Origin of the sequence: Corynebacterium sp. 212_CJEI (assembly GCF_001055915.1) — a bacterium.
GTDB classification, from domain to species: Bacteria; Actinomycetota; Actinomycetes; order Mycobacteriales; family Mycobacteriaceae; genus Corynebacterium; species Corynebacterium jeikeium_D.
The window spans coordinates 46,020-60,266 of record NZ_JVPT01000048.1 but is presented as its reverse complement, the minus strand read 5'-3'; the positions used below and the strand labels follow the sequence as shown (position 1 = coordinate 60,266).

General features: G+C 59.0%; 14 protein-coding genes. 9 read left to right on the top strand and 5 right to left on the bottom strand.

Going from position 1 to position 14,247, the window contains the following annotated elements; genetic code table 11:
* Positions 1 to 194 precede the first annotated feature (194 nt).
* Genes ADB02_RS04800 through ADB02_RS04775 form a run of 6 tightly spaced genes read left to right on the top strand, consistent with a single transcriptional unit; the run spans position 195 to position 8,068 of the window.
* Positions 195 to 2,072, top strand: a complete 1,878-nt coding sequence (locus ADB02_RS04800) for a polysaccharide biosynthesis protein (RefSeq protein WP_049189807.1) — start codon at positions 195 to 197, stop codon at positions 2,070 to 2,072.
* An 18-nt stretch (positions 2,073 to 2,090) separates the two neighbouring features.
* Positions 2,091 to 3,335, top strand: a complete 1,245-nt coding sequence (locus tag ADB02_RS04795; protein WP_049189806.1) for a lipopolysaccharide biosynthesis protein — start codon at positions 2,091 to 2,093, stop codon at positions 3,333 to 3,335.
* Between the two features lie 3 nt (positions 3,336 to 3,338).
* Positions 3,339 to 4,529, top strand: coding sequence for a glycosyltransferase family 4 protein (locus ADB02_RS04790; RefSeq protein WP_049189805.1), 1,191 nt, complete (start codon positions 3,339 to 3,341; stop codon positions 4,527 to 4,529).
* Positions 4,529 to 5,707 carry a DegT/DnrJ/EryC1/StrS family aminotransferase gene (locus ADB02_RS04785; protein ID WP_049189804.1) on the top strand — a complete coding sequence of 393 codons (1,179 nt, stop codon included), beginning with the start codon at positions 4,529 to 4,531 and terminating at the stop codon, positions 5,705 to 5,707. The genes ADB02_RS04790 and ADB02_RS04785 overlap by 1 nt, the downstream gene beginning before the upstream one ends.
* Positions 5,704 to 7,407 (top strand): hypothetical protein, encoded by a 1,704-nt coding sequence (locus ADB02_RS04780; protein ID WP_049189803.1) that lies wholly within the window; start codon positions 5,704 to 5,706, stop codon positions 7,405 to 7,407. The genes ADB02_RS04785 and ADB02_RS04780 overlap by 4 nt, the downstream gene beginning before the upstream one ends.
* Positions 7,408 to 7,417: 10 nt before the next feature.
* Positions 7,418 to 8,068, top strand: coding sequence for a sugar transferase (locus tag ADB02_RS04775; RefSeq protein WP_049189802.1), 651 nt, complete (start codon positions 7,418 to 7,420; stop codon positions 8,066 to 8,068).
* Here ADB02_RS04775 and ADB02_RS04770 read toward each other — a convergent pair.
* Together ADB02_RS04770 and ADB02_RS04765 are read right to left on the bottom strand one after the other, a co-directional pair.
* The gene (locus ADB02_RS04770; protein WP_049189859.1) at positions 8,052 to 8,747 is read right to left on the bottom strand and encodes an acetyltransferase; all 696 of its coding nucleotides are present in this window, start codon (positions 8,745 to 8,747) and stop codon (positions 8,052 to 8,054) included. The two genes, ADB02_RS04775 and ADB02_RS04770, sit on opposite strands and share 17 nt — an antisense overlap.
* Before the next feature lie 58 nt (positions 8,748 to 8,805).
* Positions 8,806 to 9,333: an HPP family protein gene (locus ADB02_RS04765; protein WP_049189801.1), complete on the bottom strand. Its 528-nt coding sequence runs from the start codon at positions 9,331 to 9,333 to the stop codon at positions 8,806 to 8,808.
* Between the two features lie 164 nt (positions 9,334 to 9,497).
* Here ADB02_RS04765 and ADB02_RS04760 point away from each other — a divergent pair, with 164 nt between their 5' ends.
* Together ADB02_RS04760 and ADB02_RS04755 are read left to right on the top strand one after the other, a co-directional pair.
* Positions 9,498 to 9,791 carry an RNA-binding S4 domain-containing protein gene (locus ADB02_RS04760; RefSeq protein ID WP_005510922.1) on the top strand — a complete coding sequence of 98 codons (294 nt, stop codon included), beginning with the start codon at positions 9,498 to 9,500 and terminating at the stop codon, positions 9,789 to 9,791.
* A gap of 3 nt (positions 9,792 to 9,794) precedes the next feature.
* Positions 9,795 to 10,676 (top strand): VOC family protein, encoded by an 882-nt coding sequence (locus ADB02_RS04755; protein ID WP_049189800.1) that lies wholly within the window; start codon positions 9,795 to 9,797, stop codon positions 10,674 to 10,676.
* 3 nt (positions 10,677 to 10,679) lie between these two features.
* Here ADB02_RS04755 and ADB02_RS04750 read toward each other — a convergent pair whose 3' ends face one another.
* From ADB02_RS04750 to ADB02_RS04740, 3 genes are all read right to left on the bottom strand, one after another.
* Positions 10,680 to 11,072, bottom strand: a complete 393-nt coding sequence (locus tag ADB02_RS04750; protein ID WP_241482405.1) for a hypothetical protein — start codon at positions 11,070 to 11,072, stop codon at positions 10,680 to 10,682.
* Positions 11,073 to 11,189: 117 nt separating this feature from the next.
* On the bottom strand, positions 11,190 to 12,374 hold the full coding sequence (locus ADB02_RS04745) for an isocitrate/isopropylmalate family dehydrogenase (RefSeq protein ID WP_049189799.1): 1,185 nt from the start codon (positions 12,372 to 12,374) through the stop codon (positions 11,190 to 11,192).
* A 44-nt stretch (positions 12,375 to 12,418) separates the two neighbouring features.
* Complete coding sequence (locus tag ADB02_RS04740) at positions 12,419 to 12,967, bottom strand: neocarzinostatin apoprotein domain-containing protein (protein WP_049189798.1); 549 nt, start codon at positions 12,965 to 12,967, stop codon at positions 12,419 to 12,421.
* Positions 12,968 to 13,170: 203 nt separating this feature from the next.
* Here ADB02_RS04740 and ADB02_RS04735 point away from each other — a divergent pair, with 203 nt between their 5' ends.
* Positions 13,171 to 14,244: a heme/hemin ABC transporter substrate-binding protein gene (locus ADB02_RS04735; protein ID WP_049189797.1), complete on the top strand. Its 1,074-nt coding sequence runs from the start codon at positions 13,171 to 13,173 to the stop codon at positions 14,242 to 14,244.
* Positions 14,245 to 14,247 lie beyond the last annotated feature (3 nt).

The window sequence follows — 14,247 nt, the reverse complement described above, 5'->3', positions numbered from 1 at the left end:
CTTCGGTAAATAGTTGGTGAAACATTGTTTTACCAGGGAGAATGATGGGTGGAAAGGGTGGCTTTTTGGCTACCCGAACGATGGGGTAGCCCTTTGGGGTAGGAGCTGTAAATGTAGTTTATATCGCATAGTATGCCAAGCCTGTGGAACGCATTGTGCGTTAGGAAATTTAACCAGCAGTAAAAGGCATAAGAATGTTTATCCGAGACTGGAAGCAGCTCGCCTGGTGTGTATTTGATGTACTCGCTTGGCTGGTTGCGCTGTCCGCCGCTAACGGAATCGTCCGCGGGGAATTGGTATCTTTCTCTGAGATATCAGGCACTAATTTTTTGGTTGTCGCCGTCGCCGTAGTCGTCATTGTCCTGCTAGGCCTGCTGCTCGGGGAGTACACTAACCCGCAACGCGTATGGCCCGGCAGTCGAACTGAAGATATTGTTCTGCTGACCATCAGCATGGGTGGCGCTACCGCAGCCACTGGTTTGGCTCAAATTCTGAAGACCGTCCCGGAAATTGCGTGGTACGTTCCGTTCGCCGGTGGGTGTGTCGCAACTTTGGCAAGTATCTATACCCGAACTCTCGCTCGCTGGATCACCAACAACTTTGGTTCCCGCCAGACGGATGATCGCTTGATTGTTCTCGGTGCAGGCCGTCGAGCCAAGTTTTTTATTAACAGCCTTACGGATTCCGGTATTTCCCGTGAGAACCGCTTCCACTTGGTTGGAATCGTCGATCCCGAAGAAAGCGGCGAGAACCATATTTCTCGTATCCATGGTCTCCGCGTGATTCGTGGCATTGATCAGCTGGGCGAAGTCGCATCGCGCACTTCGGCGGAGTCGGTCATTATTGCGACTGATGAGCCACTGTCCACTGAGTGCATCAACGTCCTCAACCACATTTGTGAGGAATCGTCCCTGCGCCTGCTCATTCTGCCGCCGGTGGAGGAGTACTCGCGCCACCGTGGCGCTGTCGCTACCTCGCAGGTGCGCGAAATTAACATCGCCGACCTCATTGGCCGTCAGCCCCTACACCTGGATGAATCCAAGGTCGCTTCGATAATCCGCGGTAAGAAGGTGCTGGTCACAGGCGCTGGCGGTTCTATCGGTTCCGAGATCTGCCGACAGGTTCACCGCTTTGAGCCGGCAGAACTTATCATGCTGGATCGCGATGAGGGCGGCTTGCATGCCACTCAGCTGTCGCTGACGGGTTCGGCGCTTCTCGACGGCTCCGATACCGTCTTGGCTGATATCCGTGACGCGGAAATGCTGACGCAGATCTTCACCGAGCGCAAGCCCGATGTTGTCTACCATGCTGCAGCTCTCAAGCACCTGCCGCTGCTGGAGAGCTACCCTGCAGAAGCAGTGCAAACCAATGTCATCGGAACCCAGAACGTCCTGGATGCAGCCGCTGCGGCCAATGTTTCAACCGTTATTAATATTTCCACGGACAAGGCTGCGAACCCAGCCTCGATTCTGGGTGAATCCAAGCGCGCCGCAGAACGTCTGACTGCGCACATGGGGCAAACTCACGAAGGTGTCTGGGCATCTGTCCGATTCGGTAACGTGTTTGGCTCGCGTGGCTCGGTCATTACGACTTTCCAGCGTCAGATTGAAGAGGGCGGCCCGGTTACGGTGACGCACCCTGACGTTCAGCGCTACTTCATGACCATTCCGGAGGCATCGCAGCTGGTGCTGCAGGCTACCGTTATTGCAGAGTCCGGTGAGACTCTGGTGCTGGAGATGGGTAAGCCGGTCAAGATTGCTGAGCTGGCGGAGAACCTTATCAGGCTCCATGACGCAGACGTAGAGATTGTCTACACGGGTCTTCGCGAAGGTGAGAAGATCTCCGAGGACTTGGTTGATGACCGCGAGGTTCCCAAGATTGGTGATCGTCATCCGCTGATCACTGAGGTACGTGTTGAGCCGGAACGGCTGAATTCGCGGATTCTCCAGTGCACACATAATCACGATGCTTCACGTCGTTGGCTTGCAGAGCTCGGTGGGGCGCAAAGCAGTATTGCGGCGTATCCCGCTGATGCACAATCACTTGCAACCGCTAGCTCGAAAGCAAAATAGTTAGGATGACTCCCCACCGTGACAACCACCAGCTCCTCTAACTCCGGGCAGCTGGCGCAAAGAGTTCGAACAGTTGCGACGATTTCGGCAGCTTCAGCGCTCGCCGCAGTCGTCGCCTTTGTGGTCAGTATTCTTTCCGCGCGAGTGCTGGGGCCCGCCGGTCGAGGCGAGGTCGCTACCGTTTTGCAGTTCGCCTATATTGTGGCGCCCTTCGTCGGCTTTGGGGCCGATCGGCTTTTGCTGCGCCGCGATGATTACGACCACGGTCTCATTCCGAGTGGTTTCGCCATGACTGTGGTCGCTCTGATTGCCTGTGCCATCGCAGGTGTCGTCTACGGACCGTGGACGGCAATGGCCGGCATTGTCGCCTTGGTTACCGTGTCATTTTCCATGGTTCGTGCGATGGCTATCAGCCGCCATCGAGTGTCTTTCTTCGTCGCAGTATTCGTCTGTTTCCAGGGCTCAGTGCTGCTGATTAGCACTGCGCTGTATTTCGCTGGAGTCGAGGACTGGCGCTGGTGGGCTGCGGCCTACATCTTCCCGGCGCTGCCCCTGGCAATCTGGTCGCTGGCGAAGTCACGCGAGCATACCGATTCCCGTGTCGGCGGAGTGGTAGAGACGGCTCGTACAAATGCTCCGTTCATCGCATCGGGTCTCGGACCGCTGACGACCACACGCTTGGGGCGCGTTTTACTGCCGGCGCTGGCCTCGCCGGCGTCGTTAGGCCTTTTCGTGGTCGTGGCGACGGCGACAGAGCCGCTGTACTGGGTCGCGCAGTCAGTCGCCGATCAGCGCACCAGCGACCAGAGGGGTCGCGAACTCACCCCGTCTCGTGTGCTCCGACACCTTGGCATAGTCACTGCAGCGTACGGCGCGCTTGGTGCGCTCGGTGGTATGGCACTCTACTTCCTCATCGTGCCGGTATTCGGCCATGAGTTTGAGCCTGCTCGGGAGTTGGTGCTGCCACTGACTATCGCGGCCGTGGTGCTCGGCTGCTACCGACACCTGTGCGGTGAAATTCTCGGCAGCGACAATCCCCGTCGAATTGGCCGAGTGGAGCTCATTTCCGCCGTTATCGCTGTCATTTGTTACCCGATTGGCATTCTTCTCGGAGACGCCCTCGGTCTCGCGTGGACCAGCGCAGTTGTCTACTTTGCAGCAGCCGTTGTTGCCGCAGTGGCGTTGATGCAGCCGAGCAGAGGCCCGAAAAATCCATCAACCACCAACGAAGAACTTCCCGTCGACGTAATCGAGGAAAGCTAAACAATGCGAATCACTTATATCCACCAGCACTTTGTTCTCCCCGGTGAGCCGGGTGGTTCCCGACCCTACGAGTTTGCCCGCCGAATGGCCGCTGCAGGCCACGAGGTGACAATGATCTGTGGTCGCGATGAGGCCATGGATAAAACGGTCGATGGCATCCACGTGCGTCGTTTAGCGATTCCGTACCGCAATGAAATGTCGAAGCGCGAGCGCATCGTCAGTTTCTTCAACTTCCTGGTGCGCGCCTCCGCGGTTGCTGCCCGTGTGCCTGCCGACGTGATTTACGCGTCCTCGACTCCGCTGACTGTGGCGGTTCCGGGAATTGTGGCGAAGTTTACCCAGCGTGCGTCGTTGGTGGCGGAGATTCGTGACCTGTGGCCAGAGGTGCCAATCAAGTTGGGCTACCTCAATAATCCGGTGGCGATTTTCCTGGCCAAGCAACTGGAGAAGGCATTTTATGCGGCATCGAGCGAGGTCGTGGCGCTGTCGCCGTCGATGGCCGATGGCGTCAAAGAGGTCGCTCCGAAGAAGCGCGTGACCGTCATTCCGAATGCGTCGGACTTTGAGCGTTTTGATGTCCCGGCCGAGCAGCGTGCAGCTTTCCGCAAGGAGCAGGGCTGGGGCGATGACGTGGTGGCGGTCTACGCCGGTGGTTTTGGCATGTCCTACCAGCTGGAGTGGCTTGTGGATTTGGCGGCGCAGCTGCGTCGTGATGGCGTGGAGAATGTGCGCTTTGTCCTGCTGGGGCAGGGAAGCGACTCGGATGCGTTGTACCAGCGCGCCGAGAACGCTGGCCTCGATGCCGATGCGATGTTCCTCGGCCGTCAGCCGAAGGAAGATGTCGCCAAGTACGTGTCTGCCGCCGATATCGCGCTATCACCGCTGCGTGATGACCCCTGCCTGGAAGGCAACTCCCTGAACAAGGTCTTCGATGCCATGGCCGCATCGCGTCCGGTGGTATTCAACCACGGTGGCTGGCTGGAGGAAGCCGCAACCGAGCACGATGCCGGCTGGCGTCTCTCGCGCGATATTCCGACTGCGGCCAAGCGATTCGCTGAGATCATCTCCGACCGCGATGAGATGCGCGCAGCGGGACAGCGAAACCGCGAACTGGGTGAGAAGCGTTTTGCTCGTGACAGCCTGTACAACCAGCTCATCGAGGTACTCAACCGCGTTCGAAAGGTTCAGAAGTAATGACTAACGCCGACACTAACAAGCCCAATGAGCGGATCTTTCTTTCGCTCGCGACAGTCACCGAAGCAGAAGAACAGGCCGTCGTTCGTGCACTCCACTCTGGTTGGGTGGCTCCGTTGGGTCCCGAGGTAGACGCGTTTGAAGCGGAGATTGCCAAGCGCTGCGGTGTTGAGCACGCGCTCGCGCTGTCGTCTGGAACTGCTGGCCTGCACTTGGCGCTGCTCGCGCTGGGGATTGGTGAAGGTGACTACATCCCGGTTTCCACCATGACCTTCGCGGCCACGACCAACGCCATCGCTTACGTCGGCGCTACGCCGGTGTTTGTCGATGCCGCAGAGGACGGCAACATCGACCCTGAGCTGCTGCTCCGCACCGTCGATGAACTGCTTGCCGAGGGCAAGAGCGTTCCCGCCGTGATGATTGTGGACCTCTTTGGCCGCTGCGCCGATTACCCGGCCTTCGCGCCACGCCTGGAAGAACTCGGCATCGCGCTCATCGAGGACGCCGCCGAGGCGCTCGGTGCCAGCGTCGATGATCAGCCGGCCGGCAGCTTTGGCCGTGCCGCCGCGCTGTCTTTCAACGGCAACAAAATCATGACCACCTCCGGCGGTGGCATGCTGCTGTCCAACGATGCTGATCTCATCGCCCGCGCGCGCTACCTGTCCACGCAGGCGCGTCAGCCCGTCGCTTGGTACGAACACACCGAAATCGGCTACAACTACCGTCTTTCCAATCTGCTTGCCGCGCTGGGGCGGGCGCAGCATTCGCGTCTGGACGACATGATTGCTCGCCGTCGCCAGATTCGCGACGCGTACCTAGATTTGCTCGCCTCGCTTGACGACGATGCCCCTGGTAAAGGTACCCGCTTGCTCTCTGACTCCGACGAGCGGTTCACCGAGAACTGCTGGCTGACCTCGATTGTGCTGCCACAGGATGCCGTCGATAAGGGCGTGCTGAGCCCGGACAGCGTGATTGCGGCGCTGGGCGAGGCCAACATCGAGGCTCGTCACCTGTGGAAGCCGATGCACCTGCAGCCGGTGTATGAGGGCGCGCGAGCGACCATCAACGGTACCGCTGAGAATCTTTTCTCCCGCGGCATTACTCTTCCTAGTGGTCCGGCGCTGGACGATGACGACGTCGCGCGGGTGATTGGTGTTCTGAAGGAAGTGCTGGGATGACCAAAGCTATCGACACGGGAATAGCCCGGATATCGCAACTGACAGCTATCGAGGCGGTTCTGTGGCTGTTCTCAGTCGTCGTAGTGACATCGTGGACGGATCCGCTGCAGGGGGCGCAGATCGGTACCATTTTGTTGGCTTTTTTCTGCCTGCGTACTTTCTTGGGCAACGGCGGTCGGACAATCACACCGTTGGGCGTATTTGCGCTTGTGACCCTGTTTACGGCAGCTTTTCCTGCTTACGAAGCGTGGGATGACACAAGAGTTTCAACCGAAGCGTTGCGCACGGCCGTTGGCCTCACCTACTTGCTGACCTTTCTCGTGACCATGATTTCTTGGCGCTTTGGTCGAGAAATTCGTTTCGATAAAAAGGTGCTTCCTGGCCGGTGGCTTTTCATCCTCATCGGCCTTGCGCTGTACGCGTTTTCGTACCAATTCCGCGCCTCTAATCTACTGCCTGGCATCATTATTGAAAGCCCGGCAATTGTGGGAATCCTGCTGGTTTCCTTTGGTGCCTGGTGGTCGCGATCGGTGATTCTCCTGGTTTTGTCATTGCCAGTAGTGCTAGGCATGTCGGCGGTGTACGTCCTAGATATTCATAGTGGACAAGGCCGCTTGCGTATCGCAGCTGTGGGGCTTGGGCTCTTGGTGTTGTTCGCGATTCGTGTGCGGGGTTTTTGGATCAAGCTTCTGGCCATTGTTATGGGCCCTGGTGCGTTGATGGTGTTTGCAACGCTGCGTAAAGCTCACCAGGAGAGCATCAATAAGGGTAATTCAGCTAACCGCACTGGTCTGGAATCTTTGACTGATCCATTTGTTACCTTCGCAAATCTGGTCGACCTGCATGAGCAGGGACGCTTTGAATTTCAAGGCGGAAAAAACCTGCTGACTCCGCTAACGCCGATTGCGCCGGAGAGCTGGGATTTGCCTCGTGCAGTGGGGTACGAGTTGGTTAAGTATTGGAAGCCAGAGAAGGCAATCCCGAAGTACGACTGGTATTCGGTGGCCGCTAACGCTACCGGTGAGTGGTACTGGATGTGGGGCAGCATTGGTGTCGTCATCGGCGGATTAGTACTCGGACTCGGCATTGCCCTGTTTAACTGGGGAGTTACTCGCGGACATGCTGCACTGCAGACGCGCTGGTGGGCGCCAGCATTGTTTATTACTGCAGTGACTTTCGCGGCTGGTCTGGGTGACCTTATTTGGGGCGGCCTGCATATTTACTGGTTCCGGACCCTGCCGCGAATTGGCCTTGAAATTGCAATCGCATTTTTCGTTGCCTTCGTGGTTGGAATTGTTTCCTTGTTCCGCGGCGACAAAACTAAGTCGACCGAAAGTGGCGCGGAAGGCAATCTTGCTTCTGAGGCAGTGCAAAAGCCAAGTCCCATCGGGCAAACCGCTGATGGACCAGCACTTGAGCTGGATGAGCAGCCGCAACCAGAACCCGCAGCCGATCCCGAACCAGTCATGGTCACCGATACCGCGGGGCCGGTTGTGCCGGAGCCGGAGCCAGCGGTGGCCGTCGTCAAGCAAAGTGCGCCTGACAACAAGAATGACAACAGGAAGCTGCGCGTTGCGGCAGCGTCGTTTGCCGCGGCCGGTGTAGTGGGTGCGGTTGGTTGGCTGGTCAGGAACCGTTCCAATGCGGAAGTCGATGCGCGTGCCGAAAAGCTTCTGCGCGAAATGTTCAACGAAAAGTAGGAGATGACCAATGGATTCACTGAGCATCCGCGCGCAACGGGTAATTAAGCGTGGCGTCGACATCGCGGCATCTGCAGCGGGCTTGATTGTGCTGTCGCCAGTTATGGGCGCTACGGCTCTGGCAGTGCGACTTTCCATGGGAAAGCCAGTCCTATTCCGCCAGGAACGCCCGGGCCAGGATGGTGAGCCGTTTAATATCCTCAAGTTTCGGACGATGCACCACGTCAATCCGGCAAAGGGGCTTGTCGACGATGCGTCCCGCCTCACCGAGGTGGGAAAATTCCTTCGGTCCACAAGCTTGGATGAGCTCCCGGAGCTCTTTAACGTTCTGCGTGGTGACATGAGCCTCGTTGGCCCGCGCCCGCTGCGCATGAAGTACCTCGAGCGCTATTCGCCGCGCCAAGCACGCCGCCATGAGGTGCCACCGGGAATTACAGGGCTTGCTCAGGTCTCGGGCCGCAATGGCATCACCTGGGAAGAACGTTTCGAGTACGACGTGCAGTACGTGGATAATTGGTCGCTACTGCTCGATGCAAAGATTCTGCTCGACACTATCTTGGTGGTGCTCAAGCGTGAAGGGATCTCGGAAGAAGGGCAAGTGACCATGACCGAGTTCACCGGTTCGTCGGATGAGGACGATTCGGCTAACGCAGGTTCTTAATCACACTTGCAGGAACACCGGCGACAACGGTGTAGTCATCGACATCGCTAGTAACTGCGGCTCCGGATCCGATGTACGCTCCCTCGCCAACGGTGAGGCCGGGGTTGATTACGGAGTTGGCGCCTAGGGTGCAGGCTTCGCCAAGCGTGACAAAGCCCGACACGGCATTGAGCGGGAAGATTGTGCAGTAGTCCCGCAGCACCGCATCGTGGCCAATCGTGACATTCATATTGATTTGGGCGTGCTTGCCTACCTCAATATTGCAGGTCAGGCGCGCTCCGGGGCAGATGACCGTGCCCTCTCCGAGCGAGACCAGCGCGCCAATGCTGGTGTCTGGGTGGACCAGAGTCGCAGGCACGAGCCCCTTGGAATCTGCATGCTGTGCAATCGAACGTCGAGCAGCGCCGTTGCCGATTGCGACTGTGTAGTAGACCCCCTCGGGCAAGTCCGCGAGGATTTTGGTTTTGCCCAAGAGTTGCACGCCCATTTTGTGGAAAAAGGTCATATCTGGGGTGCCATCATCAATAATGCCTAGGATTTCCCACTGCGGTGGTAGGCCGTTGGCTGCTGCGTAGTCGTTGATGTCCTTGATGAAGCTGACCACGTTTCGGCCGAATCCACCGGCACCGATGATGACAATCTTTTCGGTCGTCGTGTTGTTAATCCACTGCTTTGGCATGAGTGTCATTATCCCACTGATAGCCGTATTTAGCCGGAGTGCGTGACCCCGAATCCACCTACCACCAGTATGTGGGATAGCGGAGGCCGCGCAGTCGATTTGCGAGGATGCCAAGCATCACGATCATGATCGACGAAGCGAAAATGAAGCCTATGAAGCGGAAATCGTTGGCGAGCCCATGACCGTGTGGCATCAGCACAGTGACCATAGCGGTAGCGGTGGCAGGGGAGTGCGCCGCGCGAGCAAGAAGCATGAGCGCGAAGGCGACGCCGGCGGCAACCGCTGCAGCAATGATGGTCGAACCCAACATGTGCAGAATTGCGATGCCAGTCGTGCAGCCGATGAGGTGTCCGACCACGACATTTCGTGGCTGAGCCAGAGGCAAGTTGGGCGCACCGACAATAAGCGCCATGGCAGCGCCAATAGGAGGCAGAAATAGCAGGTCAGAGACAGAAGTTGAGATGAGTGCCAGGGTCATCAGCGGCAGGCTCACGGCTACCGAGGCGGCGATAACATGGCGTAGCGGAGGGCGAGGTGGCGCTTCGCTGGCGATCCGGGGCCACTTCGGAGACCGTGAATTAGACATGAGAACGATGTTAGGGTGTGCTGCCTCATCCGCGTCGCGGTTCGAGGTTTTTATCGAAATAGAAGTTTAAATGGGGTGGCTCCCAGGTCTCCCAAGCCTCCAAAGCCGAACCAGACCCGAACCAACCCCCGACCATTTTCACCGGATATGACACACTTAAGGGCATGGAGCCTATCGATGTCGCAATCCGGGATGAGTCCATCCGTCTCGGGCAATTCCTGAAGTTGGCAAACCTGGTGGAAACGGGCGGTCTGGCCAAGGAACTAATCGCTGAGGGACAGGTCAGCGTGAACGGTGAGGTCGACACTCGCCGCGGCAAGGTGCTGCGTCCAGGGGACGTCGTCTCTGTTGCCGGTATGTCGGCACGCGTGGCCACCGCCGATGAAGTCGATGATGACTACTTTGATGAGGCCACCGCCGACGATGACTTTGATCCTGAAAAGTGGAGGAACTTGTAACTCATGCCCGCATTTCCCGCCGAATTTGGCATGCCCCTGCGCGTAGACCTGCTCTCCGCCGCACCGCGTAAGACCGAGCGCTTCTACCGCGGCGTTCTCGGGTGGGCTTATCGCAATACCGCGCCAATCCATGAGGATGCCCGCGAGGCATCCGCTGGTCGCCGCGTTGCCATGCTGTCCGGAATGCCGGTGTCGGTGCTGCTTGAGGCCGATAAGGACGCTGAGGATGCCTTCGTCAACCAGTGGCGCGTGAACTTCCATGTCGACTCCGCCACTGGTGCCGTCGAGAAGGCGCGCGAGCTTGGCGCTGAGGTCTTCCAGGAACCGACCCCGCTTGTCGACGGATCCACGATGGCCGTCGTTTCCGACCCCGCCGGTGGCCTCATTGGACTTTTGGAACAGCCGGGTGAGCAGGCCTTCATTGCAGCGGGCGAGCCCGGCACCCCGGTGTGGTTCGAGCTGGTCGCAGGCCCGGAGGAGACCTTTGAGCAGGTCGCGGACTTCTACCACAACTTCTTTGGCTGGGAAATCGCAGTGCGCAACAAGAATGAGCACGGCACTTTCGCAGTTGCGATGGAAGACGGGGCGCCGTTCGCTGGCTTGGTAGCCAGCTCGGTTGCTGCACAGACCGATGCGGCAGATAAGAGCTTCGTTGGCTGGCTGGCCTACCTTGGCGTGGAGAACATCGACGCTGCTGTCGCCAAGGCTGAGGAACTGGGCGGTTCCGTGCTCGTTGCCCCGCAGGCCACCGAGTTCGGCCCGCTGGCAACCGTGCAGGACCCGTGTGGTGCGGCGGTTGTACTCTGCGAGGTGCCGCTGCCACCGGAGGACGACATCCGCGAGTCGGACCCGCTGGAAGGCATTGACCTCAGCCAGTTCCAGTAGGAGCTAGAGCTCTTCTTCGTCGTCCTCAGGGTCCTGTTTTCCGGTGTAGTTAACGTGTAAAGGATTGTCTTCGTTTTTAGCCAATGCAGCGAAGAAGTCATTGGTCCAGGTAAAAAGTTCACTTTTACCAAGGTTGACTTGCTGCTGGAGCAATGGGTGATAAACAACCCGCTGTGACGGTGGGCAGTCGTAGTAAAAGATTCGGTACAGTCCAGCGCGCGATTCACGTATATGGCGATGGCAGTACTTGACCAGTTCATCAGCGCGATCTTCTGCGGTCTTATGACCAAACAGTGTTGCCGCACGTTTGCGGTAAAAGCCACCATCAACAAGCACTGCTGTAGTGATCTCGCGTAAAGGCACAGCTCGCGCAGCACTATATCTGTTTCTACTCATATTTCTTGGCCCCCCCTATGAGTAATCCCAGTCATCGGCGCTCTCCTTATCGGCGGAGGGTCAACGGCTGGGATTGATAGCAACCACTTTAATTGCGCTTCGTAATCGAGTCAATGCCTACAACCCCAGCTCCGCTCGCACCGCAGCCACAAACTCGCTGGTAGTCGCAGTGCCGCCGAGGTCTGGCGTCGGTGCAGTGCGCGTCGCGGCGTAGACGGCCTCGCGCAGCTTGGCAGCGGGCGCAAGTTCTGAGGTCGGTGCCCCAAGGTGCTCCGCGCACATAGCCGTAGAGAGCAAAAACGCAGCCGGGTTGGCAATGCCATGCCCCGCAATGTCAGGTGCCGAACCGTGCACCGGCTCGAACACCGCGAAGTTGTCGCCCACATTCGCCGATGCCGCCAGCCCCAGCCCGCCAATCAGGCCTGCGCCGATGTCACTGAGGATGTCACCGATGAGGTTCTCCGCGATGATGACATCAAAGCGCGCTGGGTCGGTCACTAGCTGCATTGCCACGGCATCCGCATTGGCAAAATCGAATGTGACCTGCGAATACTCCTCAGCCACCTGCTCAACTGCCCCGCGAATCACACGCGCAGAGTCCCGCAGGATATTCGGTTTGTCCGCCACCGTCACCGTCGGCGTGGCCTCCGAATCGAGGTTTGCCGCCTGCCGCGCGAGAGCCAACTTGGCCGCCTGTCGCGCAAGGCGGTGCCACGCAAAGGACGTCGTCACGCGCAAAGAAACCGCAACGTCGCCACGCTTATCGACGGCGCGGGCCACCGTCGAGTCCTCTGCCACCTCTGCCCACAGGTGGTGGTGCGGGGAGTCGGCCGGGGCGTCGTGAGGCGGAAGGAGATAGTCGTGGCTGTAGAGGCCCTCGGTGTTTTCGCGAACGATGGTGAAGTCGGCAGTCGCGCCGGGCAGGGTGACCGGGCGGATGTTGGTGAAGAGATCGAGGCGCTGGCGCAGCTGGAGAACAGGGGAGCGGTAGGTCAGGCCGGTATCGCGCAGATGCGGTGCTAGTTCTTCCTCAGCCTCGCGAGCGGGCTTGGAGGTAATCGCCGCGAGCAGAGCGGCGTCGCTGCGTCCGAGTGTTTCCCAAGTTTCCTGCGGGACGGGATTGCCGTGCGCGCACCACTGGGACCAGCCAATTTGTGCCTCTGTCAGCTCCCAGTGCGGGAAGACATCGGCGATGAGTCCTCGGCAGGCATCGGTGATTTCAGGGCCGATGCCGTCGCCGGGCAGGAGTGTGATGCGGCGCGGTGCCGCTTCTAAAGCAGTCGCAGGCTGGTCGGTTTCCATGGCTCTTAGCCTAGGACTGCGACGCCTGCGCGTGTGCGGTTTGGCTACTTTGCGAAAGTAACCGGGATCTCGGTGATGTCCTCGAAGCCCTCGCTGTGGTCACCGAAGAGCTTCAGCACGCAGTCCTGCTGGGTGCAGTCCACGGCCTCGCCGGTGGGCACAACGCTGAGCTCGAAGTGTGCGGTGTTGTCGTCGGCGATGGTGGTGGTGCCGCCGGACTTCTTGGTAATCCACTGCTGCGACTGGGTGCCGGCACTGCGGTCACCGGTGCAGTCCGGGACGGGGTTGCCTGGAGCCTTCTCGGCGGCGCAGAGTGCGGCGTAGTAGCCGTAGTCGGGGTCGAGACCAGACAGGTCGACGGAGATGACATCGCCCTCGGAGAGGTCGTTGACCGGCTCGGCCTCCATGGTTACTTCGCCGGCGCTGGCGTCGGTTTCTTGATCTGCAGCCGAGCTGGTGGTTTCCGAGGCGTTGGTAGCATCCTGCGCGGCATCGGACGCGTCATCTGTGCCACAGGCGGCGAGAAGTGGAAGTGCGGCGACGGCCGGAACAGCCAGGAAAGCCGCGCGACGCTGGAGTGTACGAGTAGTCATAGGAGGTAACGTCCTTCCGAAAAACTGTAGAGATTACTATCTTTATTTAAGGGTAGGCTAACCTAGAACTAAAAGATAGCCTAAGATTCTTTGGGTGAGTAGAGCAAAGTCCTTTCTAAGCTCTTTGTTACTAGTGTTAGTCGTTATTTAGTCATTCTTTTTGTCGTCTATCTCCGTGCAGCGTCAGCTCACAGAGGGGGAATATGTTCACCGTGCCTGCCTGTCACGTTCGCAGTCTTGCCGGAACACTGCTGAGTGTTGTCCTAGTCGCAGGACTAGTCGCCTGTGGTTCCGATGATGCCGCGAGGGAGGGGGCATCGTCGTCAAGCGCTGGCGTGACGACGGTTCCGCGCGCCGACAACATTTCCGCTCACGGTGCCGCGCATGCGAACCTGCCTTCGGAAAACCCCGAAGTGCTGCTGAAAGACCCGAAACCGGCGGCGGACAAGGACTACCAGCGTATTCTCACGCTTGACCGGGCGGGAGCACTCAGTCGTGCGGTCTACACGCTTGGTCTCGGAGGCCGTCTGGTGGGGCGCGACGCCACCTCCGATTTCCCGGCGGTAAAGGATCTGCCGAACCTCACCATCGGCGGGCATGCGGTCAATGCTGAGTCGGTGATGAAGCTGAAGCCGGAGCTCATCATTACCGATGGCTCGATCGGCCCCAGCCGCGTGTTCGACACGTTTGAAAAAGCGGGGATCACCGTCGTCCATGTGTCGGACGAGCGCACTCCCGAGACCATCAACACGCTTATCGACGAAGTTGCGGGCGCAGTCGGCCTGGCTGACCAAGTTGGCCCGGTGAAGGAGCACCTGGACAAGGAGCTGGCGGCTGCGACCGAGTACGCGCAGGCCAAGGCCGATGGCCGCAAGATGATGATTCTCTACGTGCGCGGAACCGGTGTGGCCATGATTGCGGGACCGGATTCTGGTGGGCGTTCTCTGATCACTCGTCTCGGCGGTGTCGATGCCGGTGAGGGCGTGGGTATTGAGGGTGCGTTCACGCCGATTACGCCAGAGTCGCTCATCGCTGCGGCTCCAGACACCATCCTGGTGATGACCGGTGGCCTGGAGTCCGTCGGCGGGATTGAAGGTCTGAAGGAGATCCCGGGCATCGCACAGACCCCGGCGGGCCAGAATGAGTCCGTTGTGGACGTGCCCGATTCGCAGCTGCTGTCCTTTGACTCGCAGTCGCCGCGTGCGATTCGCGCCATTGCGGATGCTCTCTACGGTGGCGGTGCTGGTGATGGCGCTGACAAGACTGCGGGAAAGTGACTG

What these genes read in the sequence shown, in the direction of transcription:
- ADB02_RS04770 (WP_049189859.1), bottom strand. Translation starts at nt 8,747, where the DNA reads ATGCCAAAGCAGTGGATTAACAACACGACGACCGAAAAGATTGTCATC.
- ADB02_RS04785 (WP_049189804.1), top strand. Translation starts at nt 4,529, where the DNA reads ATGACTAACGCCGACACTAACAAGCCCAATGAGCGGATCTTTCTTTCG.
- ADB02_RS04750 (WP_241482405.1), bottom strand. Translation starts at nt 11,072, where the DNA reads ATGAGTAGAAACAGATATAGTGCTGCGCGAGCTGTGCCTTTACGCGAG.
- ADB02_RS04800 (WP_049189807.1), top strand. Translation starts at nt 195, where the DNA reads ATGTTTATCCGAGACTGGAAGCAGCTCGCCTGGTGTGTATTTGATGTA.
- ADB02_RS04740 (WP_049189798.1), bottom strand. Translation starts at nt 12,967, where the DNA reads ATGACTACTCGTACACTCCAGCGTCGCGCGGCTTTCCTGGCTGTTCCG.
- ADB02_RS04735 (WP_049189797.1), top strand. Translation starts at nt 13,171, where the DNA reads ATGTTCACCGTGCCTGCCTGTCACGTTCGCAGTCTTGCCGGAACACTG.
- ADB02_RS04760 (WP_005510922.1), top strand. Translation starts at nt 9,498, where the DNA reads ATGGAGCCTATCGATGTCGCAATCCGGGATGAGTCCATCCGTCTCGGG.
- ADB02_RS04775 (WP_049189802.1), top strand. Translation starts at nt 7,418, where the DNA reads ATGGATTCACTGAGCATCCGCGCGCAACGGGTAATTAAGCGTGGCGTC.
- ADB02_RS04790 (WP_049189805.1), top strand. Translation starts at nt 3,339, where the DNA reads ATGCGAATCACTTATATCCACCAGCACTTTGTTCTCCCCGGTGAGCCG.
- ADB02_RS04765 (WP_049189801.1), bottom strand. Translation starts at nt 9,333, where the DNA reads ATGTCTAATTCACGGTCTCCGAAGTGGCCCCGGATCGCCAGCGAAGCG.
- ADB02_RS04755 (WP_049189800.1), top strand. Translation starts at nt 9,795, where the DNA reads ATGCCCGCATTTCCCGCCGAATTTGGCATGCCCCTGCGCGTAGACCTG.
- ADB02_RS04780 (WP_049189803.1), top strand. Translation starts at nt 5,704, where the DNA reads ATGACCAAAGCTATCGACACGGGAATAGCCCGGATATCGCAACTGACA.
- ADB02_RS04745 (WP_049189799.1), bottom strand. Translation starts at nt 12,374, where the DNA reads ATGGAAACCGACCAGCCTGCGACTGCTTTAGAAGCGGCACCGCGCCGC.